Consider the following 22792-nt stretch of genomic DNA (forward strand, 5'->3'; position numbering starts at 1 on the left):
TGGAATAAAATGGTTTTGGGGGAATGCCCCCAGAGTTCCCTTAAATTTCCAGCGTCTTGGCCTCTACAGAGCCGCCCTCCCGCACGAACAGGGGAATGGTTTCCAAGGGCGCGGCGCATTCCACGGCCTGGCCGCCTTCCAGCACCTGGCCAGTGCCCACCTGGACCCACCGGGCCCCCTTGGGCAGATAGACGCTGCGGCTGGTCTGCCCTCCATGGGTGATGGGGGAGACCAGGATATCCGGCCCAAAGAGGAACTGGTCCTTCACGCTCCAGGCGGCTTCATCCTCGGGATAGTCCACGAACAGGGGCCGCATGGGCGGGATACCTTCCTGGTGGCACAGGTCCATCTGGGCCATCACATAGCCCCGAATGCGTTCCCGCAGGAACAGGTACTTGCACAGGATGCCGTAGGCCTCCTCGCCGTAGCTCCACACCTCGTTGGGCGCGCCGCTGGGAGCGCCGCCGTAGCCCATGCCCTCTTGAGCGTCGCTGGAGAACACCCGGGCCCCGTGAAGCCGGAACACCGGGCAGAACACCCCGTACTGGAACCAGCGCACCAGCAGCTCCCGGAAGGCCGGGTCGTCTGGGTTGCCAAAGTCGAAGCCGCCGATGTCGGTGGTCCACCAGGGAATGCCCGCCACCGCCATGTGCAGCCCGGCCACAATCTGCCGCCGCATGCTGTGGAAGCTGGAGACGATATCGCCAGACCACACCAGGGTGGCCAGCCGCTGGCTGCCGGCCCAGGCGCACCGCTCCAGGTTGATGATGTCGGTCTCGCCGGCGGCCTTCAGGCCATCATACACGGTTTTTTCATAGTAATAGGGGTAGACGTTGGCCACCTCCAGGCCGGATCCCATGTGGTAGCGGAAGTTGTCGTAATGATAGGGGATGGTCTCCGGTTCGGCGGCATCCAGCCAGAAGTGCTTGATGCCCCGGTCATAGTAGTGCTTTTTGATCTTGTCCCAGACGAACTCCCGGGCGCCGGGGTGGGTGGCATCGTAGAACACCTCATAGCCGCCGCACTCCAGCTGGGTGCGGTTGCCCCGGTCGGTGTGGACCAGGTAGCCCTGCTCCATCATGGTGGGATAATTGGGGCTCTTGGGGTCCACAGTGGGCCACACAGACACCATCAGCTTAATGCCCATTTCCTCCAGCTCTTTCACCATGGCTTCCGGATCAGGCCAGTACTCCGGGTCAAAGTCCCACACGCCCTGTTCCGGCCAGTGGAAGAAGTCGATGATGATGACGGAGATGGGCAGCCCCCGCCGTTTGTACTCCCGGGCCACGCTCAGCAGCTCCTCCTGGGTGCGGTACCGCATTTTGCACTGCCAGAACCCGGTGGCGAACTCCGGCATGGGGGAGGGCATCCCCGTGGCGCGGGCATACTGGGAGAGAATCTGCCGGGGGCTGTCCCCCGCGGTGATCCAATAGTCCATCTGGGGGGTGGAATAGGCTTCCCATTCCGTGTGGTTGGTGCCGAAAGTGGCCTTGCCCACGGCCGGGTTGTTCCACAAGAAGCCGTAATTCTTGCTGGAAAGCACAAAGGGCACGCTTACCTGAGAGTTGCGGTGGGCCAGTTCCAACACAGACCCCTTCAGATTAAAGGTTTCCTGCTGGTACTGTCCCATGCCATAGAGCTTTTCCTCCTCATCGGACTCAAAGCGGACCGTCAGGCTGTTGTCCGGCCCACGCATAGGGGAAAACTCCCGGCCCTTGATCATCATGGGGCTGTAGTTGGTGCCCCGCATGGTTCGGTCCCGCTGGTACTCCTGCAGGAGCACCTCCCCGTTTTTGTCCAGGAAGGAGGCCCGGCCGTTCTCTTCAATGACGGCGGAGATGGCCCCGTTGTCCAAGCGCACGGCTTGGTGGCCTTTATAGGTGACGCAGTAGGCCTGAGCCTGGACTTCCTCCTGGGGCAGCAGGGCCCAAGGCTGTTCCAGGTTCAGGGTCCGCATGTGGGAAGCCCTGGCCCGCAGGCTGTTTTTCCCCCAGGGCTCAATGACAAGCAGGTCTCCGTCATACTCCCATACAATCTTTTGCTGGTCGATTTTCAGCATGGATATAACTCCTCTCGAAGATATTTCAGGACTGCCCCAGCCATTCCCGCAGGGCGCCCCGGATGTTCGTGGCGCTGACCACAAATTGGGGCAGCTTGCGGTAGCCCCGGTTGATGCACTCGCAGGCGCCGCCCTCCCGGAAGTCCTCTAAAAGCTCCGAGAGCAGGCGGCCTGCTCCTTCTGGATCGGTTCGTTGCAGAACCTGCCACACCCAGCCGCTGGCCGTGGCCCAGTAGGCCCCGTTTTGATATTCCCCGGGCGCCACGTCGATGAGCAGCTTTTCCCAGGTGCCGCCGCCGGGCAGGTGGCACACCTGCCCCCGATACAGGTACTCCGGCTGGTGTTCTGTCAGCCACCGCTCCACGGCGGCCCTTACGGAAGCCTCCAAAGGAAACCCAATGGCCAGCATGTAAGCCATGCCCCAGATATCCGGCTGGCGGCAGAGGCCGTCCGCTGCGTAAAAAATGCCTTGATCCGGGCCGTACAGGCGGCAGAGCTCTTTCTCTACATGCTGGGCCCGCTGGGAAAAATCCGCCTGCAGGTCCTTCGGAGCGGAAGCAGCTTCTGCCAGAATAGCCAACTGGCGGCAGGCCCGCCAGTACAGCAAGGACTCCATATACAGCCTTCCGGTTTTGCAGACGGTGTCCGTGAACCCGTAGGGGGAGTGGGGCTTTGCCGGGTCATTGTAGACCAGCCCCTCCTCCGACAGGGGGATGCACCACAGGCCCCGGGCCATGGGGCCTATCCAGGATTTCACCTTTTCCAAAGCATGGCCCCTGTCCCTCTCCTGGCACAGCATCCAGTAGCTGTACGCAGCGAACAAAAAGAAGGGCGTGTTGTCCAAATTGGCTTCCCCCACCGGGGCGCCCTTGGCGCCGGCGGCATACACAGGCTCTCCGCTGGCCTCAATCCGGTCTGGCAGCCAGCCGTCCTCCCGCTGGCCTGTCAGGATGAAGTCCAGGCAGGCTTCCAGCGCAGGGGCGCCCATCAGGTCTCCGCAGTATTCGGCCATATAGCCGAAGTCTCGCACCCACAGGGCGTCATAGTTTCCCACGCCATCCGGCGTGTAGAGCACAGTGCCGTCACAAGCCGGCTTTTCACAGCCCCGGATCAGCTGTTTTGAAAGCCCGGTCATCTCGTGCAGGGCGCTCTGAATTGTTTCCATGGCGGCAAAATACCTCCCCTAGGCAGCCGAGACGGCCAAAAAGGCCGTCCCCGCTGGATTGTAGTATTCTGTTTGATGCAGCTTTCCCGATTGGAAAGTTATCCTTTTACGCCGCTGAAAGCAATGCCCTCCACAAAGTATTTCTGTGCGCAAAGATAAGCGACCAGAATGGGAATTACAGACAGCACGGAACCGGCCATCACCAGGTTCCATTGGGTGGTGTACACGCCCTTGAAGTAGGCGATGCCCAAGGTCATGGTGTACTTCTCCGGAGTGGTTAAATAGATCAGGGGCCCCATGTAGTCGTTCCAGGTGTTCATCAGGGTGAACACGCCCAGGGTGAGCATGGCCGGAACGATCAAGGGCAGCATAATGCGGTAGTAGGTGGTGAAGGGGTTGCACCCGTCTATCTCGGCGGCTTCCTCCAATTCCTTGGGAAGGGACATGAAGAATTGCCGGAGCAGGAACACGCCAAAGGCCGAGAAGAACGCGGGCAAGATCAACACGATATGGTTATCTACCAGACCCACCTTGGCGAACATCAAATAGGTGGGGATCATGGTCACCTGGCCGGGGACCATCAGCGTGGCAATGTAGAAGAAGAACATCACCGTGCGCCCCTTGAACTTGATGCGGGCGAAGGAATAAGCGGCCAGGCTGCTGAAGAACAGCTGGCCTAAAACCACAAAGAACACGATCTTGATGGTGTTGAGCATGAACTGGAGCATGGGCTGCTGGGTAAACAGGTCCACATAGTTCTGCCACCGGGGCGGATTGGGAATCCACACAGGGGGAATCTTCACCGTGTCATACTGCTCCTTCAGGGAGGTGGAGATCATCCACAGGAAGGGGACCACCATAATAATCCCGATGATAATGAGGAGCACGTAGAGCAGTACCTTCCGGACGATTGCGCTAGTGCTTTTTTTCTTTTTGATTGCGATTGCTTGGGTTGCCATTATTTCCACCTCCTCAGGTCAGGTCGGCCCATTTTTTGGAGCTGATGTTCTGAATGAGCGAAACGATGAACACCAGGATGAACAGCACATAGGCCGCAGCGCAGGCGTAGCCCATCTTGTAGAACTGGAACCCGTACTGGTAAAGGTAGAAGGCAACGGTCTTGGTTGCGTCCACAGGGCCGCCACCTGTCATAATGTTCACCTGGTCAAATACCTGCAGGGAACCGATTAAGGCCATCAAGGTGACGAAATAGGTGGTGGGTCCGATCATGGGTACGGTGATCTTAAAGAACTTTTGCACGGAGTTGGCGCCGTCGATGGTGGCGGCCTCGTACAGCTCGCCCGGCACGCCCTGCAGGCCCGCCAGGAAGATGGTCATGTTGTAGCCCAGGCCTTTCCACACGCTCATAATGGCAATGGAGATCATGGCCATGTTGGTGTCGGTCAGCCAGTGCACAGGCCCCAAGCCAAGGTAGCCCAGAAGGATGTTCAGCAGGCCGCTGTTGTCCTCATACAGCATGCTCCACACCAGAGAGACAGCCACCATAGAGGTGATGACGGGGATAAACACTAACGTGCGGAAGATTGCCATGCCCTTGAGCTGGCGGTTGAGCAGCACGGCCATCAGCAGGGCCAGCACCACGCCGCTGGGCACGGTCAGCACGCAGTACCACAGGGTGTTGCGCAGGGAAATCAGAAACTGGTCGTCGGTAAACAGGTCGATGTAGTTTTCAAAGCCGATGAAATCCATCGTGGAGATAACATCGTAGTTTGTAAAGCTGAACACCAGCGCCATGATGATGGGCACCAGCATAAACAGCACAAAGCCGATAAAGTTGGGGAGAATGAATAAATAACCCCAGAAATTCCATCTGCGCTGCAGACGGTTTTTGGTTTTCGCGCGTTCCATGCAGCTTCGCCTTCCTCTCTAGAAAATGCAGATCCCAGTTGATAAAAAAAGGGGTGGCGGTGTTCCCCAAACGGGAAGAGCCGCCGCCCGCTTTTTTCATACCGGTCAAATGGCAGCCATTTCAGATGGCGTGCCGTGGTTATTCGCCGTATTCCTTGGCTTCATCGGCCAGGATCTCGTTGACCTCCTCAGCGGCAGCGTCCAGAGAGGCCTGGGCGTCATCGCTCTTGTCGAACATGTAGCCCTGCAGGTTGATGCCCAGGGCGTTTTCGATCTGGGGCCAAGAGGGAGTGAAGGGACGGGTGCGGGAGTAATCCATCTGGTCGGAGAAGACCTGGATATAGTCGCCGTAGGTTTCGTCATCCGCATAGTAATCAGCAAAAGCGGACTGCGGAGGAACGGTCAGCCAGTTGTCCCAGAACACTTGAGTGAAGTCAGAGCAGCACAGGTGGGTCAGGTAATCGTAGGCTTCCTGAGGATACTCGGTGTCGCTGAAAATCACAACGCCTTCGCCGCCTACCACAGTGGCGCGTTCGCCGTCCTTTGAGGGCAGGGGAGCCACGCCGAAGGAATCCTTGAACTCAGGGTCTTCCAGGAAGGTGCGCAGGTTCCAGGGGCCGTCGATGACCATAGCGGTGATGCCGGAGGTGAACCGGTTCACGCCGGTGGGGGCAGCCTGCAGGGGAACGCTCTTATCGTCTTGCACCATAGCCTTCCAGAACTCCAGGGCCTCCACGCCCTCGGCAGAGTTGAAGACAGCCTCGGTGCGGTCCTCGTTGAGGAATTCGCCGCCGTTCTGCCACAGGAAGGGCAGCCAGTTCCAGGTGTAGCCGCCGTTCTTGTCATAGACAGGCAGGTCCAGGCCGTAAACGCCAGCTTCGGTATCGGTCAGGGTCTTGGCAGCGTTGCGCAGGTCATCCCACTCCCAGGTGTCATCGGGATACTCCAGACCAGCCGCGTCGAACAGGTCCTTGTTATAGAACAGGGCCAGGTTGTTGGAGGTGATGCGCAGGCCATAGACCTCATCCTTATAGACCATGGTGTCCCACACGGACTCATAGAAGTCATCTTTGTACTCGTCCACGCCATACTCCGTCAAGCCCAGCAGCTTGCCCTTGGCAGCCAGCTGCATGCTCTGCACACCGGCGTCCACAAAGGCCAGGTCGGGGTTGGTGCCACCGGCGATAGTGGCCTGGATCTTGGTGGAGTAAGAGTCGTTGGCGATGGGGGTCACGGTGACCTTCACGCCGGTCTCTTCCTCATAGGCGGTCACATCCTCGGCGATCTTGTCGGCGCTGGCCTTTTCCCAGCCATACACCCAGATCTCCAGGGTGGCGTCTGATTTGGCCGCGGTCCCGCTGGTCTCAGCAGAGCTTTCACCGGCCGCAGAAGAGGTCTCGCTGGTGGAGGAGGTGCCTCCCGTGCTGGAGGTACCGCTGGTGCTGGAGGTTCCGCCACCGCCGCCGCAGCCCGCCGCGGACAGAGCCAGAGCGCCCGCCAGCATAACAGCCAACAGTTTTTTTGCTTTCATGGTTGTCTTCATCCTTTCCTCAACAAAATTTTCGCTGTGGTTAAAACAGCATAATTTCTATATTTATCATAACAAAAGGTGTGCAAAATGACCACTGCCGCAAATTTGCGGTTTGGTGCCTCTTTTTTTACCTTTTTGTTCCTTGACATTTTTGCCGGTTAAGTATATGCTTTTGATATCATATTTGATGAATTTGCCCGGTGGAAGGTTTTGGGGAAATTAGCGGGAATTCCGCAGCGGAAAGGGAAGAGAGGTGCTGCTGGTGTCGAAAAAGCAAGTGGGCGCTCATATCTGGAGCCGCTTTATGAGTCGCTTTGCCATTCAAAAGAAACTGTTGATCACATTGGTCCCGGTGGTACTGGCGGCCTTTTTATTTTTTCTGCTGACCGTATATTGGGTCTCCTTTCGAGAAACCCAAAACATTGTCAACCGGCAAGCGGACACCAATGTCAACCAAAAGGTGCAGCTGGTGGACAGCTATCTTCAAAAGCTGCGGCAGGAAACGGAAATCTTCATGTTTGACACCAACCTGCAAAGCCGGATGCAGATTTCCCAAGCGCGCCTGAATGACGAGGCCAAGGAGGACCTGGAGACGGAGTTCCGCCGGGACATGTACAGCATGATTATCAGCTACGATATCTATGTGGAGAGCATTTCCCTAAAGACTGTCAATGGGGATTACTATGTTTGGAAGATGGACAGCAGCATCCCTCACGGGGCGTTCACTGCCCGCCTGGACGGCCATGAGGAGACTGCCAGCCGTTTGAAGGGGGCCATGTTTTTTACTTACGAGGAACTCTCTGACGGGTTGGTGACCCTGGTGCGCAGTGTGCGGGATCCGATCAAAGACGTGGAGCTGGGCACCTTGATGCTGGATGTGAACCTGGGCTTTTTGCAGGAGTTTTCCTCCCGCGCTTCCAACTGGGGCAGCGGCGAGGACCCTTTGCTGTTCATTGTCAACTCGCAGGACCAGGTGGTGTTCAATTCCACGCCTCTTTCCGAGGAGACCCTGCTGCAGGTGGGCGCGGATACAGAGCACCTGACAGTAGAGGGGGAATCCCTGCGCATCCATCACACCCAGTCTAGTGTCAGCGGCTGGGACCTCTACCTGGTCATTAACGAGAGCGTGCTCTACCGGAACATCTACCGCACCACCACGCTCCAGGGCGGGCTGGTGCTGGTGTCCATCATTTTGGTGGTGTTGGTCATCTGGGGGGTATCTCACACCATCTCCCGGCAGTTCCAGCGGTTCCAATGGCAAATCAGCCACACGGACGATCCGCAGAAGCAGCCCTTCATCCAAGTGGACAGCCAGGACGAGTTCCGGGACCTGGCCCTGGTCTACAATGACATGATGGCCCGCATTGACAACCTGATCGACACGGTGTACTCCAAGGAGCTTCTGGTCAAAAGCGCCGAACTGAAAGCCTTTCAGGCGCAGATCAACCCCCATTTTATTTATAATACGCTGGACTGCATTAACAGCCTGGTAGATCAAAACCGGCCAGAGGATGTGAAAAAGACCGTCACCGCCCTGGCCAACCTGATACGGGCCAACGTCAAAGGCAAGGAACTGCTTCCTGTGCGGGAAGAGCTTAAACATATCGACCAGTACATGTATATCAATAAAATGCGGTATGGGGACAAGCTGTTGTTTTTATGCGAGATCCCCGAGAGCATGATGGACTATTACCTTCCCAAGCTGATCCTGCAGCCCCTGCTGGAAAATTCCGTGGTCCACGGTGTCTCCCATTTGCTGGGCCGGGGGATGATCGGCCTCTTTGGGGAAGAAGGGGAAGATTGCATTTCCTTTACCGTGAAGGATAACGGCGCCGGAATCCCCCAGGAGGTCATCGACGCTCTTCTCGACCAAGAGGACACCTCCTTTTCAGAGATCCGCCAGTATGACGGCAAGGAAAGCATCGGCCTGAAAAATATCCAGGCCCGGGTGCGTCTGATGTACGGGGAGGCCTACGGCCTGAAGATCCAGAATTTGCAGGGGAAGGGGTCCAGTGTGACAGTGCGCCTTCCCAAGCTGACCACAGGGGCCCTGCCCGAAAAACAAACGAAAGGAGAACATTCTTGACCATATTGATTGTTGATGACGAGAAGCTGCTGCGGGAGAAAATCCGGGGTGTGCTGGAGAGCTCCAGGCTGTCCATTGACAAGCTCTACCTGGCGGAAAACGCCATAGAAGCTATCCGCATTATTGATGAGAAATGCCCGGATATTATCCTCAGCGACATCCGCATGCCCATAAAGAGCGGTCTGGATTTGGCGGCCTATGTCAATGAAAAGCGGCCCCATACCCCAGTAATCCTCATCACCGGCTATTCAGATTTCGAGTACGCCCAAACAGCCATTAAGAACCGGGTGTTTGACTATATCCTCAAGCCGGTGGAGCCGGACAAGCTGATTGCCTCGGTGCAGCGGGCCCAGAAGAATTTGGAGCTGGAGGAAAAGCATCAAAGGCTGTATACGGTGTTTCAGGAGTATTTTGCCAGCAACCTGGAGACGGTGCGCCGCCAGTTTATCGAGGGCCTTTTGTTTCGCCAGGGCCCCTATCTGGACGCGGACCAGCAGCGGGAGACGTTCCAGCTGGATTTCACCACTTACCGGCTGGTTGCGGTCAGCTGCAGCACGGCTATTGAGAGCGGGCGCATGGAGGGCCAGTATTACTGCACATACCTCACCGAGAAATATATCCAGGAGCTTCTTCCTGAAACCGTCACCTATGTTTTTGGCAACCGGGTGTTCTTCCTGTGGAGGGTTACAGAGGAGGACCCCTTTACCGACAGCGAGGCGGTTCTTGCCTTGCTTAAGCGGGTGCTGGCGTATGCCCGGGAAAACTTTTTGGGCATGCTTTCCGCAGGCATCAGCCAGGTGTCTCACACACTGGCCAACATCCAGAACCTGCGGCAGCAGACCTCCGAGTGCCTGGATTTGCTGGAGGACTCTGGCCGCAATGATTTTCTTTTTTATGAAGACATCGCGGAAAACGCCGGGGAGCGCTGGGAGACGGAGAACTCTATCCACACGCTGGTGGCCGCGATTCGTTCCGGAAACCGGGCCGCTGTTTTGCGCCAGTTCGAGCAAGTGGTCATCGGCCTGCAGGCTGATGCCCCGGGCTATGCTGCCAGCTCTTACCTGGTCATCGTTTCCAACGTATCCTTTTTGATGCATGAGATGAATGTGCCGGCAGGGCGCGTTACAGAGCTGACGAATCAGATCCTTCCCCTGCTGCGGGAAGAGGATATGGAAAGCTCCACCCGGGCTATCTCCCATTGGCTGGGCGAGGTGTGCCAGGAAGTGGCCAACCAGCAGCAAAGCCGCTGCAATGTGGTGGTGAACGCTGTGAGGGAGTTTATCAACGCCCATTACAGTGAACCGGTGGGCCTTGCGGAGGCCTCCCGCGCGGTGGGGAGGAACCCCTCCTATGTCAGCCGGCTGATCAAGGAGCACACGGGCAAGAGCTTTACCCAGCTGTTGACGGACAAACGCATTCAAGAGGCCAAGCGTTTGCTCAAGGAGACCAGCCTGAAGGTGGGGGATGTGGCCCAGCGGGTTGGCTATGTGAATGTGCGGTATTTCAACCGCGTGTTCAAAGCGGCGGTGAATATGTCCGCCCATGACTACCGCAGTTTTACAAGTGCCTTTGACTGAACGGGGCCTTCGGCGCGAGTAGAAAAGAGGCGCCCTTCCGCTGGGAAAGGAGCGCCGCCGCAGGGGAAATAAAGAAAGCGGCGAGCGCACGCTCGCCGCTTTTGTGGCACCCCCAACCGGAATCGAACCGATAACTAACCCTTAGGAGGGGTTTGTTATATCCGTTTAACTATAGGGGCAGATACTCTGGCAAAAGGGGAAGGCTGCCTCCTTTGCCGTCTTCCTATTTTACATCATTCCCGGGGAGATTGTCAATCCATCCACGAAAAAATGAAAAAAGAACTTGCTTTTTTCCCGTTCTCGTGGTATCATAATCTCTGCGTTCGAGAAGGAGGTGTGACTTATGCCGAATATCAAATCTGCTAAAAAGCGTGTAAAGGTGATCGCCACCAAGACCATGCAGAACAAGGCCATCAACTCCCAGCTGAAGACGGAGATCAAGAAGGCCAACGCTGCAATTGCTGCTGGCGCCGCCGACAAGGAGGCCGTGGTTCGCGTGGCCATCAAGAAGATCGACCAGGCCGCTTCCAAGGGGATCCTCCACAAGAATACCGCTGCCAGAAGAAAGTCCGCCCTCGCCAAGAAGCTCAACGCTGGCGCCTAAGGGACCTTCGGCATTTGCGGCTCTACAATGGAAAAACAGTGCGCAGGGTAGCAGGAAACGCAGGTTTCCTGAGAAATCACCTCTGCGCTGTTTTTTTTGCCCATTTTTTCAGTTGACATTTTCCTTAGAATTGGGTATCATAAACTGTATGAAGGATATCCTAAAAGCTGTTGGAGGTGCTCATATATGAAAAAAGGAAGCAAGCTGGCTTTGTTCATTGGCTTTGTGGCTGCGGTGGCCGCTGTAGTGGCGGCTCTTTCGGCCCTGCTGCTCTATTTGGACAAGAAAAAGGATGACGAGGAGTTGGAGCACTATCTGGATTGCTCCATTCAGTAATCGCGCAACATGAAAGAAAGGCGGCGGGCTTTCCTGCCGCTTTTTTTGCAGGAGGGCTTATGGAACGGGTCGGGATATTTTGCGCGGACGAGTCAGAGCTGGCGCCCTTTCTCCGCCGGCTGGAGAGGGAAGAGGTCCGGCAGGCGGTGATGCTGCCTTTCACGCTGGGAAGGCTGGAGGGGTGCCCAGCGGCCCTGGTAGCGGGCGGCGTGGGAAAAGTCAATGCGGCCATTGCCGCCCAGCAGCTTATTTCCCTGTGCGGCGCCAAAGCTGTCATTGATGCGGGAGCTGCAGGGGGGCTGCGGGATTCCCTGGCGCCATTTGACACGGTGGTGGCAGAACAGGTGGCCTATCACGATGTGGCAGAGGAGATCCTTACGGAAAGCCACCCCCATCTTCCCACCATCTGGATGCGGACGGACCCCCGTCTGCTGGAGGCGGCCCGCAGGGGCTTGGCTTCACAGCCGTTTCCAGGGAGGAAGGTGGTGTTTGGCCGCTGCATTACAGGGGAGGCCTTTATTGCAGGGCCGGAGCGCCTGGCCCTGCAGCGGGCCTTTGATCCGGATATTGTGGACATGGAGACCGCTGCCGTGGCCCATGTGTGCCTGGTGAACCAGGTGCCTTTCCTCTCTGTGCGCACTATCAGTGACGGGGCGGACGGGGAAGGCGCAGGGGACTTTGAGGAAAACTGTTCCCCTGCCGCGGAGGTCTGCTGCCAGGCTGTGTGTTGTGTGCTGGACCAGCTGAACAGGGAAAGCGAAAAATGAGAAAATCCCCGAGCGAGAGGCTCGGGGATTTTTTACCGCTTCCGGGCGTTGGTGAAGCTGACGCTCAAATCCGGGGAAACCGTGATGCCCCGGGTGTTGGGACTGGTGCCATAATGGGTTTGGTCTCGGAAAAGGGGGTAGAACACATATTGCTCCTGAAGCAGCTGTTCCGCCGCCTGGTAGGAGGCCAGATCAAAGGTCAGGGAGCGCAGGGCGCTGTCATACTCCTCGTTTTGCAGCAGGGTGGGGGAGGCGGTGCTTTCAAAGGACTTCAACACGTCATAGGGGGTGGTGCCCCCAGCCCGCAGGGTGTACAGCGCCGCTTCGTAATTTCCTGAGGCAATGCGCGCCTGAAATTGGCTGGCAGAGAGGGGTTCCAGGTTAAAGGCGTTGCCTAAAGCGCTGTTCCAGGCCACCAGCATCCCGTTGACCACATTGATGGATTCCTCGTCGTTCAGGCAGATGACGGTGATGCTGGGCATCTCGTCCAGCTCTAGGCTGCGCAGCAGAGAGGGAAGCTCTTGGGTGGCTTCCAGATCCTGGGGGGTGTAGGCCTGGGTGCCCTGGCTGTAATAGGGCTCGCCGTCCCACAGCACGCAGTCCGCCATAATGCCCTGGGCCTCCACTGCGCCTTCCCGGCGGGAGAGCAGGTCCGCCCGGTCCAGGGTCTTGAAGAACAGGGAACGGAGCTGGGTGTTTTCCAGCTTGTCCGACTGGGGGTTCAGCAGCAGGCCGGTTACGGCGTCGTCCACGGCCAGAACACCGCAGCCTGCTTCCTCTGCCGCCTGAGCCTGCACGGCTGTTAAGGCAGCAATGTCCACTTCCCCGCTGGAGAGGGCTGCCACGGGGTCCGTGTCATAGGCTTCGTCATAATCAATGAGGTAGGTGACGCTGGCGGCGGCCGCCTTTCTCTCTCCCCGGTAGGTCTCAGAACGGGTCACAGTGATCGAACGCTCTCCACTGTCCGTCTGCCAGGCGTAGGCACTGGCAAAGGTGAAGGGGCCATTGGTGATGAGATACTCTGAGGAGAGGCCGTAATGCCCTTGGCAGGACTGGAAATAGTCCTGGTTGCAGGGCATGTAATGGGCTCCTGCCGTGAGGGAGGGGAAGTCTGGGTTGCTCTTTTCCAGGCGGATGACCAGCGTGTGGTCGTCCTCGGCCACCACCCCTAAGGCAGAGGCGTCCACCTCTCCGGCGGCGTAGGCCCTGGCGTTGACAATGGCCAACATATCCTCGGCCATTGCGCCTGTGGAGGAGGAGAGAGCCCGTGTAATGCCGAACACGAAGTCCTGGGCAGTCAGGGGGGTGCCGTCGCTCCACTGGGCCCGGGGCCGCAGGTGAAAGGTGAACTCTGTGGCGTCCTCGTTGGATTCCCAACGGCGGGCCACCCCCGGCACAGTTTCCCCCTTTTCGTCAATGCGGCACAACCCCTCAAAGAGGGAGTCCAACACCATGCCGGAAGCCTCGCCTGTGGCGGTCTGTGGATCGAGAGAGAATATGTTCTGCGGCAAAAGGGCAGTGAAGCTCTGCCCCTCCTTATACCCCCCGCAGCCCGCGCACAGGCACAGCAGAAACACGCAGAGCAGCGCGGAAACAATTCGTTTTCCCATGACCATTCCCCATTTCCAGACGTGATAAAATTTAGTATACACAGCAAACAAGCTGCTATTGTTCTTAGAGAGAAAAAAGCCTTTGCGGTCCAAAGTTTTCCTTCCGGCCATTTGACGGGAAAACGGGCGGAGAAGGGCTTGGGACTGGATTTTTCCCCTTGCATGGGCTATACTGTTTCCAGCGCAGCAAAGGAGGAAACACAATGAGCAGTTTGGGAAACAGTTTATACAGCGCCAGGAAAAGCAGGGGCCTCACCCAGGAGGAGGTGGCGGAGAAGCTGGGGGTCAGCCGCCAGACTATCTCCGAGTGGGAGCTGGACGAAACCCTGCCGGATATCCGCCAAGCCAAAAGCCTGGCCCAGCTTTACCACACCACCTTGGATGATTTGATCCAATACGATGCCCAGGTGGAGGAAATCCAGCGTGTCATCCGGCACACCAGCGAGGAGACCCAGCAAAAGGTGGACTGGAGCAAGCTGTGGGGCGAAATGTACCCCATCCTCACCACCTATCCCCAGCAGGTGGATATTCCCCGCTACACAGCGCCCCTGGCGGCGCTGCTCCAGGATTTGGAATCCACCTACCACTACACGCCTTTGGACGCCTTTTTGGTGCTCAAGGACATTCTGGGCAAGATGTGGACCGGCCAGGGGAAAGACGCCTGAAAGAAATCTTACGAATTTCCTATACTTTTTCTTATTCTCTTGCGTTTTTTGTGGAATCCGCTATTCTATAAGGGGGAGAATCTGCGGAAAAAAGGAGGAGATTCTATGAAAAAGAAAGTGGCGGCGACCATGGCGGTGGCCTTTGTCACGGTGTTTTTGCTTGGGAGCGTGGTGCTGCTCCAGCTGCGGATGGGGGATAGGCAAGAGGCGTTAGCGTTTCAAATCACCAATAACTTCTCTGCTGTCCACAGCTCTATCAGCGAGAATGTGCCCCAGGAGCAAAAGCCTCAAAACGTTTTAGACTCGTACACCCAGAGGGCAATAGGCGCCCTGGAAGAAGAACTGGCGTTGTACAACCATTTCCATCGCCGCTCTCAAGGGAACCAGGTGTGGAATGATTTGTTGTATTATGTGGACCGTATGGCTACAAAAACACTGCCGGAGCAAAACGCTTCCGAGGAAAGCCGCCAAAAGGCCGAGGAATGCTTGGCTATGCTGGAGCCTTATGTGCGGGCGCTGCTCTACACAGAGGATGGCAAGCAGTATCCCAGCACGGCGGAGGGGCTGCAGGAGGGCCTGAAGGCGGCTTGCCAGATGATGGACACCCCAGAGTATGAGCAGCTGTATTTTGACATGATTGATATTCTCCACGAAGGTTGAGAGGCATGTAAAAAACCAGCCCGCGCTGGCCTGTTTTCAAGGCAACGCGGGCTGGCTGTTTATTTGTGGGGATAGAGCTTACAGGATAATGCTTTCGCCGGTCATCTCAGCGGGCTGCTCCAGGCCCAGAATCTTCAGCATGGTGGGGGCGATGTCCGCCAGGCGGCCGCCTTCCCGCAGCTGGCAGGGATGGTTAATCACGCAGAAGGGCACGGGGTTGGTGGTGTGGGCGGTAAAGGGGGTGCCGTCCTCGTCCACCATCTTGTCGGCGTTGCCGTGGTCGGCGGTGAGCAGCACGCAGCCGCCCATTTCCTTCACAGCCTCCACCACGCGGCCCACGCAGGTGTCCACAGCCTCCACGGCCTTCACAGCGGCCTCGAACACGCCGGTGTGGCCCACCATGTCGCAGTTGGCGTAGTTGAGGATGAGGGCGTCGTACTTGCCGGATTTCACGGCCTCCACCATCTTGTCGGTGACCTCATAGGCGCTCATCTCGGGCTGCAGGTCGTAGGTAGCCACAGCGGGGGACTTGACCAGAATGCGGTCCTCGCCGGGGTACTGCTTCTCCACGCCGCCGTTGAAGAAGAAGGTGACATGTGCGTACTTCTCCGTCTCGGCGATGCGCAGCTGGGTCAGGCCCTTGTTGGAGATGTACTCGCCAAAAGTGTTCACCAGGCTCTCGGGCTTGTAGGCCACCTCCACGTTGGGCATGGTGGCGTCGTACTGGGTCATGCACACATAGCAGAGGGGGAAGAAGCCCTTCTTCCGCTCAAAGCCGGTGAAATCCGGGTCCACCAGGGTGCGGGTGATTTCCCGGGCCCGGTCGGGGCGGAAGTTGTAGAAGATCACGCTGTCGCCCTCGGAAATGGGCTCGGCGCCCTTGACAACCGTGGGCACCACAAACTCGTCGGTGACTTCCTTGTCATAGGAGTTCTGCATGGCGCACAGGGGGCACTCGGCCTGCTCGCCTTCGCCGTAGACCATGGCGGCATAGGCCTTCTCCACACGCTCCCAGCGGTTGTCCCGGTCCATGGCGTAGTAGCGGCCCATGACGGTGGCAATCTTGCCCACGCCGATCTCCTCCAGCTTGTCCATCAATTCCTTGACGTAGTCCTTGCCGCTGGAGGGGGGCACGTCGCGGCCGTCCATAAAGCAGTGGACAAACACTTTCTCCACGCCCACACGCTTGGCCATTTCCAGCAGAGCGTACAGGTGGGTGTTGTGGCTGTGCACGCCGCCGTCGGACAGCAGGCCCATAAAGTGCAGCGCCTTGCCGTTGTTCTTGGCGTTGTTCATGGCCTTCAGCAGGGCCTCGTTCTTATCCATGTCGCCGTCCTGGGCGGACTTGGTGATGCGGGTCAGCTCCTGGTAGACAATGCGGCCCGCGCCGATGTTGGTGTGGCCCACTTCGCTGTTGCCCATCTGGCCGTCGGGCAGGCCCACGTCCATGCCGGAGGCGCCAATCTGGGTGTGGGGGTTCTCAGCAAAGATTTTGTCCATGTTGGGATGCTTTGCCGCGGCAATGGCGTTGCCCTCGGTGGGGGCGATGCCAAAGCCATCGAGAATCATCAAAACAAGAGGTTTTTTCATAGTAAAGACACATCCTTTCCCAGGCTTCCCAAGCGGGAAGCCTGATAAAGGTCGCACCTTGCGGTGCGCCTATTTCCCTTCTTTCTTGAAAGAAAGAAGCAAAGAACTTTTATTTCGCGCACGCCGCTTTAGGGCGGCGAAACGGGGTGAAAAACGCCAGCTTGCAGCCCGCGTTGGCAGCTTTCGGAGATGGGGAGATTTCTTAGGCGGCGGGGTCAGCCGTTTATGCGTGCCCACGACCTGAAAGAGGAAAAATCACCCCTCCTGGCTGGGCTTGCCGCCGTAATCCAGGACGATTTTCTTGCAGTCCCTGCAAAGCCAGCCGGGGAAGGAGCAGGAGCTGAACAGCTTGTTGTCCAGCAGGACTTCCCCCTCCTTGGGCATCAAGGTCAGGGGATGGGGCTTTTTCACCCAGGCGGCCCGCTGGTTGGTCTGCACAAAGCCGGGCTCCATTTCCTTTCCGCAAACAGGGCAGTTCATAGGGCTCAGCCTTCCGTGGCAGCCTTGACGATGGTGGCGAAGTCGTTGGGCTTCAGGGAGGCGCCGCCGATCAGGCCGCCGTCCACGTCGGGCTGGGCCAGCAGCTCGGCAGCGTTGCCAGCATTCATGGAGCCGCCGTACTGGATGGTGATGCCGTCGGCAGCGGCCTGGCTGTACACAGCGCCGATGACCTCACGGATGGTGTGGCACACCTCGTTGGCCTGCTGGGCCGTGGCGGTCTTGCCGGTGCCGATGGCCCACACAGGCTCGTAAGCGATAATAACGCGCTTCAGCTCCTCCTCAGAGACGCCGCCCAAGGCGATCTTGGTCTGCATGGCCACCAGCTCGCTGGTGATACCCTGCTCCCGCTGCTCCAGGGTCTCGCCCACGCAGAGGATCACGGTCAGGCCGGCGTCCAGAGCAGCCCGAACACGCTTCTGCACGGTCACGTCGGTCTCGCCAAAGTACTGGCGGCGCTCGCTGTGGCCGATAATGACGATATTCACACCCATGGAGCTGAGCATCTCCGCGCTGATCTCACCGGTGTAGGCGCCGCTCTTCTCCCAGTGGCAGTTCTCCGCGCCAATCTGGATGTTGGTGCCGGCAGCGGCCTCCTGGGCGGAAGCCAGGTCCACAAAGGGGGTGCAGGCCACCACGTCGCAGCCGGCGTCCTTCACCAGGGGGGCGATGGCGGAAATCAGCTCCTTGGCCTCCGCGGGGGTCTTGTTCATTTTCCAGTTGCCGGCGATAACCGCCTTGCGCAGTGCTTTATTCATGAGGGTTCTCTCCTTTATATAGTATGGGTAAATGGTTTATCAAAAATGCGGCGGCTTGGGGCCGCCGCATTCTGAGCGTAGGGATTTATTTGTCGGCAATGCAGGCAATGCCGGGCAGAACCTTGCCCTCCAGGTACTCCAGGGAGGCGCCGCCGCCGGTGGAGATGTGGGTGATCTTGTCGGCGTAGCCCAGCTGCATCACAGCCGCAGCGGAGTCGCCGCCGCCGATGATGGTGGTGGCGTCGGTCTCAGCCAGGGCCTTGGCCACAGCGCGGGTGCCCTCAGCCAGCACGGGGTTCTCAAACACGCCCATGGGGCCGTTCCAGACCACGGTCTTGGCGGACTTCACAGCCTCGCCAAACAGCTCGCGGGTCTTGGGGCCGATGTCCAGGCCCATCTTGTCCGCGGGGATCTTGTCGGAGTCCACAACCTCAGTGGCGATCTCGGCGTCGATGGGGTCGGGGAACGCGGGAGCGATGACGGTGTCCACAGGCAGAAGCAGCTTGACGCCCTTCTCCTCAGCCTTCTTCAGCATGTTCTGGCAGTACTCGATCTTCTCCTCGTCCACCAGAGAGGTGCCAACCTCTTTGCCCTGGGCCTTCAGGAAGGTGTAAGCCATGCCGCCGCCGATGATCAGGGTGTCCACCTTGGTCAGCAGGTTCTCGATGACGCTCAGCTTGTCAGCCACCTTGGCGCCGCCCAGAATGGCCACGAAGGGACGCACGGGGTTCTCCACGGCGTTGCCCAGGAACTCGATCTCCTTGCTCATCAGATAGCCCACAGCGGTGTCCTTGATGTGGTCGGTGACACCAGCAGTGGAGCAGTGGGCGCGGTGGGCAGAGCCGAAAGCGTCGTTGACATACACGTCAGCCAGGCTGGCCAGCTCGCTGGAGAAGGGCTCCAGGTTCTTGGTCTCCTCCTTGCGGAAGCGGGTGTTCTGCAGCACCACAACGTCGCCGTCCTTCATCGCGGCCACGGCGGCCTTGGCGTTGTCGCCCACCACGGTGTCGTCGTCGGCAAAGACCACGGGCTGCCCCAGCAGTTCAGAGAGGCGGACAGCGCAGGGGGCCAGGCTGAACTTGGCCTCAGGGCCGTTCTTCGGCTTGCCCAGATGGCTGCACAGGATCACCTTGCCGCCGTCGGCCACCAGCTTCTTAATGGTGGGCAGGGCCGCCACAATGCGGTTGTCATTGGTGATGACGCCGTCCTTCATGGGGACGTTGAAGTCAACACGGACCAGCACGCGCTTGCCTTTTACGTCGATGTCGTCGATTGTCTTTTTGCTGAGAAAGCTCATGTTCAGTGCACTCCTTTAAACGAAATGGTGGATTGTGAAAGTTTGCACAAATTACCATCTATCATTGTATAACAGAAACGTCCCCTTTTCAAGTCAAAAAGCGGTGAAATCCGCAAATTTCTTTCCAGGGCGCAAAAACCCCGTCCCCGTTGGGCTTCCGGGGGCGGGGCCGCGCAGGGAAGAGGGCTTTATTCTGGGGCTTTCATGCTCTCTACCATGCTGATGTTTTTCAGTTTCCGGTGCATTACCAGGTTGACGAAAACGCTGAACAGGATGGTCAGCAGCGCTGACCAAACGTAGCTCAGCCAGTAAACGGTGCGCCCGAACATCACCATGTCCACTTCTGCGGTGCGGATGACAAACTGATGCAGCGCCATGCCCAGCACCAGGCCCACCGCCGTTCCGATAAGCGTCAGCAGGATGGTCTCCCGGTAGATATAGGCGGAGACCTCCCCGTCGTAAAAGCCCAGCACCTTGATGGTGGCGATTTCCTTTTCCCGCTCTGTGATATTGATGTTGGTCAGGTTGTAAAGCACCACAAAGGCCAGCAGCCCGGCGCACACAATGAGCACCACAATGATGGAGTTGATGCTCTGGATGCTGCTGCCAAAGCTTTCAGACAACGTATTGGTAAATTGGGCGCTCACCACGTCCCGGCATTGGAGCAGCTCTGTGCTCAGCTGGGATTCCTCCTCCGGGGTGATATCTTCTGGCAGCTTGCACAGCAGGGAGTTGGCCTCCCAGTCCTTGCCAAAGGCAGCCTCATAGGTCTTGGGGGAAAGATAGATATAGTGGTATATATAATTTTCGCAGATGTCCGTAATGGTCAGCTGGGCTTGGTTGCCATCCCCATCCTCCAGGGTGATGGTGTCGCCCACCTTCCAGCCCTGGCGCTCGCACAGCTTCTCCGTCACCACCACTGCGTCCTCGTCAAAGGTGACGGGCTGGCCGTTGGTGCGGTGGCGGAACAGGAAGTAGTCCCCCATGGCCGCCGCATCCTCTGGCACAAAGACCACAAGGCTGTCAGAGGGCCTGCCTTCTTCGGACACCACATCCGCCTGCACCTGCATGGCGGCCAGATGGTCTGTAATGCGGGAGGTATCCTCCAGAATGGATTTTAGATCCCGGCCCTCCAGGGCGCTGGGGTCCCGCAGGCCCAGGGTCAGCTGGTATTGGTTCAGTTCATCGTACTGCAAGGCCACAATGTCCGAGACAGAGTCCCGCACGCCGAATCCCGTCACCAGCAGGGCCGTGCACCCGGCAATGCCCACCACCGTCATAAAGAAGCGCTTCTTGTAGCGGAAGAGGTTCCGGGCGGTGACCTTGTGAGTGAACTTCAGCCGGCTCCAGAGCGGGGTCACCCGCTCCAGCAGGATGCGCTTGCCAGCTTTGGGGGCCTTGGGCAGCATGAGGGAGGCGGGCACCTCCCGCAGCTCGGCCCAGCAGGCCCACAGGGTCACCAGCAGGGTGCAGGCAATCATGGAGAGGGCAGAGGCCAGCCCGAAGGGCAGGTTAAAGGGCGTTAAGGCCTGGGGAATGTCGTACATGATATTGTAGGCGTTGATGATAATGTAGGGGAACAGCCAACTGCCCACTGCCAGCCCAATCACGCTGCCTGCCACGCTGGCTATAGCTGCGTAGAGCAGGTACTTCCAGGCGATTTTGGCGGTGGAATAACCCAGGGCCTTCATGGTGCCAATCTGCTGGCGCTCCTCCTCCACCATGCGGGTCATGGTGGTCAGGGCCACCAAGGCGGCCACAAGGAAGAAGAACAGGGGGAACACGGTGGCAATAGCCGCGATTTTGTCGGCGTTGGAGTCGTAGCTGGAGTAGCTGGTGTTGTCGGCCCGGGTGTACAGGTACCACTGTCCCTCTTCAATGTCCCGGATCTGGCTCTCCGCGTCAGCCAGCTCCTCCTCGGCGTCGGCGAACTGCTGCTGGGCCTCCTCGTAGCCTTCGTTGTAGTCGGTCCAGCCGTCCTGGATCTCTTGTCGTCCCTCCTCCAGCTGGACCAGGCCGTCGTCATACTGGGCCTGGGCGTCGTTCAGCTGGGCCTCAGCGCTGGCAAATTCCGACTGGGCCGTTTGAATCCCCTGCTGCAGCTGGGCAGAGCTTTGATCCAACTGGGCTTTGGTGCTGTTCAGGGTGGCTTGCTGGCTCTCCAGGGACTGGCGCTGGGTGTCAAGCTCAGACTGGCTGGCGTCCAGCTCCGCCTTGGCGGCCTGGTATTGGCTCAGGCCCTCCTCATACTGGGCTAGGCCGGCCTCATATTGGGCATTGCTCTCCTCCCAGACGGCCAGGGCGGCGGTAGTGTCCGTGCCTTGGGCGGCCAAGGCGTTAAGCCCTTCTTTCAGGGCGGCGAACTGCTGCCCCAGCTCGGGAGAGGCCGCCTCCAGCTGGGCGATGAGGGCAAGCGCCCCGGCATCGCTGGTGTCAGACACCGGCAGGCCCGCTGCGGCCGCCGCCTGGAACAGCGCCTCTTTGCCCTGGGTCAGGCTGTCCAGCTGGGATTTTGTGGTGTCCAACTGAGCCTTAGAGGCGTCCAGCTGGGCTTTGGCCTCGCTCAGGGTCTGCTCGGTTTGGGAGAGCTGGGCATAGCCCTGGTCCAGCTGGGCCTGGGCGGAATCCAACTGAGCCTTGCCCGCATCCAGCTGGGCTTGGCCGCTCTGCACCTGGGCATAGCCGTTGTTGATCTGCTGCTGTGCCGCGGCGGTTTGGCTGTTAAAGCTCTCCTTCTGCTGGTTCAGCTCGGCCCAGCCGCTGTCAATCTCCGCCTTGGCATCCTCCAGCTGCTGCTGGCTGTCGGCCAGCTCGGCCTCGCCGTCCTCCAGTTTCTTTTTGGCGTCGGCCAGCTCCGCTTCCGCGTCGGCCTTTTCCTGTTCATACTCGGCGCGGGCGTCGTCCAGCTCGGCTTGGGCGTCCCCCACCAGCTGTTCATACCGGGCCTGGGACCGCTCTTCGCCGATGGGTTCAAGCTGGTCCATCACCGCCTGTACCGTGTCTTCATACTCCTGGGAGAAGGAGTCCATCCCGGTGGTGTTTTCCACAGTCAGATAGAAGGCGGTGTAATAGTCCATGTCAAAGGTGGCCGACACTGTGTAGGCGATCAGGTCCAGGGTGCCGCTGCCGGCGGTGGTGCTCTCCGATTCCATGGAGAGATAGGCGGCGCTTCTCACAGTGCCCACCACTGTAAACTCGTCCGGAAGCCCCTCTGCAGCCTCGCCGTCCGGGTCCTGCCGCAGGGTCTGGCCAATCCACTCTGTGTCCCCGGAAAAGGACTTGGTCAGAACAATGACGCACTCTCCCGCCTCCTCCGGCATGCGGCCCTCGATCAGAGTCAATTGGTTCAGATAGCCTTCCGAATCCGCCGAAGTGTCCTCCGGCAGGCTGTGCATCCGGGTGGTGTAGCTGGCGCTGTCCTCCTGGCTGGTGACCAGCACCAGGTCCGTGTCATAGGCGGGCATCACGGCCTCCACGCCGTCAACGGCTTTCACGGTTGCCAGGTCGTCTTCTGTCAGGCCCAGGGTGGAAATAATGCGGGCGTCGTACATCCTGGTCTGGTCATAATAGTGGTCTGCGGAGTGGCGCATGTCCACTGGGGAGGACAAAAGCCCCGCCAGAAAGCCCACCCCCAGGGCTACAATGGCCAGGATGGCCACAAAGCGGGAAAGGGAGCTTTTGATGGTGCGGAAGATAGATTTTCCATAGGTTTTATTCACG

General features: G+C 58.6%; 18 protein-coding genes and 1 tRNA gene. 7 read left to right on the plus strand and 12 right to left on the minus strand.

Going from position 1 to position 22792, the window contains the following annotated elements; all coding sequences use genetic code 11:
- Positions 1–40: 40 nt before the first annotated feature.
- The 5 genes from ODJ80_RS03265 to ODJ80_RS03285 form a co-directional block, all read right to left on the minus strand.
- Positions 41–2059: a glycoside hydrolase family 31 protein gene (locus ODJ80_RS03265; RefSeq protein WP_263040896.1), complete on the minus strand. Its 2019-nt coding sequence runs from the start codon at positions 2057–2059 to the stop codon at positions 41–43.
- 25 nt (positions 2060–2084) lie between these two features.
- The gene (locus tag ODJ80_RS03270) at positions 2085–3224 is read right to left on the minus strand and encodes a hypothetical protein (RefSeq protein ID WP_263040897.1); all 1140 of its coding nucleotides are present in this window, start codon (positions 3222–3224) and stop codon (positions 2085–2087) included.
- Between the two features lie 98 nt (positions 3225–3322).
- Entirely contained in the window at positions 3323–4183 is an 861-nt protein-coding gene (locus ODJ80_RS03275; RefSeq protein WP_263040898.1) for a carbohydrate ABC transporter permease, read from the minus strand.
- A 13-nt stretch (positions 4184–4196) separates the two neighbouring features.
- The gene (locus ODJ80_RS03280) at positions 4197–5093 is read right to left on the minus strand and encodes a carbohydrate ABC transporter permease (RefSeq protein ID WP_263040899.1); all 897 of its coding nucleotides are present in this window, start codon (positions 5091–5093) and stop codon (positions 4197–4199) included.
- 139 nt (positions 5094–5232) lie between these two features.
- A complete protein-coding gene (locus ODJ80_RS03285; protein WP_263040900.1) occupies positions 5233–6624 on the minus strand; it encodes an ABC transporter substrate-binding protein in 1392 nt (463 codons plus the stop codon).
- 262 nt (positions 6625–6886) lie between these two features.
- Between ODJ80_RS03285 and ODJ80_RS03290 the strand changes: the two genes are divergently transcribed.
- Positions 6887–8710 carry a cache domain-containing sensor histidine kinase gene (locus ODJ80_RS03290; RefSeq protein WP_263040901.1) on the plus strand — a complete coding sequence of 608 codons (1824 nt, stop codon included), beginning with the start codon at positions 6887–6889 and terminating at the stop codon, positions 8708–8710.
- The gene (locus ODJ80_RS03295; RefSeq protein WP_263040902.1) at positions 8707–10287 is read left to right on the plus strand and encodes a response regulator; all 1581 of its coding nucleotides are present in this window, start codon (positions 8707–8709) and stop codon (positions 10285–10287) included. The genes ODJ80_RS03290 and ODJ80_RS03295 overlap by 4 nt, the downstream gene beginning before the upstream one ends.
- Positions 10288–10391: 104 nt before the next feature.
- On the opposite strand, the gene ODJ80_RS03300 is transcribed toward ODJ80_RS03295, so the two are convergent.
- Positions 10392–10466, minus strand: a tRNA-Arg gene (locus tag ODJ80_RS03300).
- Positions 10467–10630: 164 nt separating this feature from the next.
- Between ODJ80_RS03300 and rpsT the strand changes: the two genes are divergently transcribed.
- The 3 genes from rpsT to mtnN all read left to right on the plus strand — a co-directional run bounded on the left by rpsT (position 10631) and on the right by mtnN (position 11994).
- Positions 10631–10891, plus strand: a complete 261-nt coding sequence (gene rpsT, locus ODJ80_RS03305; protein WP_263040903.1) for a 30S ribosomal protein S20 — start codon at positions 10631–10633, stop codon at positions 10889–10891.
- Positions 10892–11077: 186 nt separating this feature from the next.
- Positions 11078–11227 carry a hypothetical protein gene (locus ODJ80_RS03310; RefSeq protein WP_263040904.1) on the plus strand — a complete coding sequence of 50 codons (150 nt, stop codon included), beginning with the start codon at positions 11078–11080 and terminating at the stop codon, positions 11225–11227.
- Between the two features lie 59 nt (positions 11228–11286).
- Positions 11287–11994 carry a 5'-methylthioadenosine/S-adenosylhomocysteine nucleosidase gene (gene mtnN / locus ODJ80_RS03315; RefSeq protein ID WP_263040905.1) on the plus strand — a complete coding sequence of 236 codons (708 nt, stop codon included), beginning with the start codon at positions 11287–11289 and terminating at the stop codon, positions 11992–11994.
- Between the two features lie 32 nt (positions 11995–12026).
- Here mtnN and ODJ80_RS03320 read toward each other — a convergent pair whose 3' ends face one another.
- Positions 12027–13604 carry a peptide ABC transporter substrate-binding protein gene (locus ODJ80_RS03320; RefSeq protein WP_263040906.1) on the minus strand — a complete coding sequence of 526 codons (1578 nt, stop codon included), beginning with the start codon at positions 13602–13604 and terminating at the stop codon, positions 12027–12029.
- A gap of 203 nt (positions 13605–13807) precedes the next feature.
- Between ODJ80_RS03320 and ODJ80_RS03325 the strand changes: the two genes are divergently transcribed.
- Both ODJ80_RS03325 and ODJ80_RS03330 read left to right on the plus strand, forming a co-directional pair.
- Positions 13808–14269, plus strand: coding sequence for a helix-turn-helix transcriptional regulator (locus ODJ80_RS03325; RefSeq protein WP_263040907.1), 462 nt, complete (start codon positions 13808–13810; stop codon positions 14267–14269).
- A 105-nt stretch (positions 14270–14374) separates the two neighbouring features.
- A complete protein-coding gene (locus ODJ80_RS03330) occupies positions 14375–14929 on the plus strand; it encodes a hypothetical protein (RefSeq protein WP_263040908.1) in 555 nt (184 codons plus the stop codon).
- 78 nt (positions 14930–15007) lie between these two features.
- On the opposite strand, the gene gpmI is transcribed toward ODJ80_RS03330, so the two are convergent.
- From gpmI to ODJ80_RS03355, 5 genes are all read right to left on the minus strand, one after another.
- The gene (gene gpmI, locus ODJ80_RS03335) at positions 15008–16519 is read right to left on the minus strand and encodes a 2,3-bisphosphoglycerate-independent phosphoglycerate mutase (protein WP_263040909.1); all 1512 of its coding nucleotides are present in this window, start codon (positions 16517–16519) and stop codon (positions 15008–15010) included.
- 255 nt (positions 16520–16774) lie between these two features.
- Positions 16775–16999 (minus strand): PF20097 family protein, encoded by a 225-nt coding sequence (locus ODJ80_RS03340; protein ID WP_263040910.1) that lies wholly within the window; start codon positions 16997–16999, stop codon positions 16775–16777.
- Between the two features lie 5 nt (positions 17000–17004).
- The gene (tpiA, locus tag ODJ80_RS03345) at positions 17005–17775 is read right to left on the minus strand and encodes a triose-phosphate isomerase (RefSeq protein ID WP_263040911.1); all 771 of its coding nucleotides are present in this window, start codon (positions 17773–17775) and stop codon (positions 17005–17007) included.
- An 85-nt stretch (positions 17776–17860) separates the two neighbouring features.
- On the minus strand, positions 17861–19072 hold the full coding sequence (locus ODJ80_RS03350) for a phosphoglycerate kinase (RefSeq protein WP_263040912.1): 1212 nt from the start codon (positions 19070–19072) through the stop codon (positions 17861–17863).
- A 188-nt stretch (positions 19073–19260) separates the two neighbouring features.
- The gene (locus tag ODJ80_RS03355; RefSeq protein WP_263040913.1) at positions 19261–22791 is read right to left on the minus strand and encodes an FtsX-like permease family protein; all 3531 of its coding nucleotides are present in this window, start codon (positions 22789–22791) and stop codon (positions 19261–19263) included.
- Position 22792 lies beyond the last annotated feature (1 nt).

Origin of the sequence: Acutalibacter sp. LFL-21 (genome assembly GCF_025630755.1) — a bacterium.
Lineage (GTDB): Bacteria > Bacillota > Clostridia > Oscillospirales > Acutalibacteraceae > Acutalibacter > Acutalibacter stercoravium.

Excerpts from the sequence above, each read along its gene's own strand:
- ODJ80_RS03265 (WP_263040896.1), bottom strand. The coding sequence starts at position 2,059 with ATGCTGAAAATCGACCAGCAAAAGATTGTATGGGAGTATGACGGAGAC.
- ODJ80_RS03270 (WP_263040897.1), bottom strand. The coding sequence starts at position 3,224 with ATGGAAACAATTCAGAGCGCCCTGCACGAGATGACCGGGCTTTCAAAA.
- ODJ80_RS03275 (WP_263040898.1), bottom strand. The coding sequence starts at position 4,183 with ATGGCAACCCAAGCAATCGCAATCAAAAAGAAAAAAAGCACTAGCGCA.
- ODJ80_RS03280 (WP_263040899.1), bottom strand. The coding sequence starts at position 5,093 with ATGGAACGCGCGAAAACCAAAAACCGTCTGCAGCGCAGATGGAATTTC.
- ODJ80_RS03285 (WP_263040900.1), bottom strand. The coding sequence starts at position 6,624 with ATGAAAGCAAAAAAACTGTTGGCTGTTATGCTGGCGGGCGCTCTGGCT.
- rpsT (WP_263040903.1), top strand. The coding sequence starts at position 10,631 with ATGCCGAATATCAAATCTGCTAAAAAGCGTGTAAAGGTGATCGCCACC.
- ODJ80_RS03310 (WP_263040904.1), top strand. The coding sequence starts at position 11,078 with ATGAAAAAAGGAAGCAAGCTGGCTTTGTTCATTGGCTTTGTGGCTGCG.
- mtnN (WP_263040905.1), top strand. The coding sequence starts at position 11,287 with ATGGAACGGGTCGGGATATTTTGCGCGGACGAGTCAGAGCTGGCGCCC.
- ODJ80_RS03320 (WP_263040906.1), bottom strand. The coding sequence starts at position 13,604 with ATGGGAAAACGAATTGTTTCCGCGCTGCTCTGCGTGTTTCTGCTGTGC.
- ODJ80_RS03325 (WP_263040907.1), top strand. The coding sequence starts at position 13,808 with ATGAGCAGTTTGGGAAACAGTTTATACAGCGCCAGGAAAAGCAGGGGC.
- ODJ80_RS03330 (WP_263040908.1), top strand. The coding sequence starts at position 14,375 with ATGAAAAAGAAAGTGGCGGCGACCATGGCGGTGGCCTTTGTCACGGTG.
- gpmI (WP_263040909.1), bottom strand. The coding sequence starts at position 16,519 with ATGAAAAAACCTCTTGTTTTGATGATTCTCGATGGCTTTGGCATCGCC.
- ODJ80_RS03340 (WP_263040910.1), bottom strand. The coding sequence starts at position 16,999 with ATGAACTGCCCTGTTTGCGGAAAGGAAATGGAGCCCGGCTTTGTGCAG.
- tpiA (WP_263040911.1), bottom strand. The coding sequence starts at position 17,775 with ATGAATAAAGCACTGCGCAAGGCGGTTATCGCCGGCAACTGGAAAATG.
- ODJ80_RS03350 (WP_263040912.1), bottom strand. The coding sequence starts at position 19,072 with ATGAGCTTTCTCAGCAAAAAGACAATCGACGACATCGACGTAAAAGGC.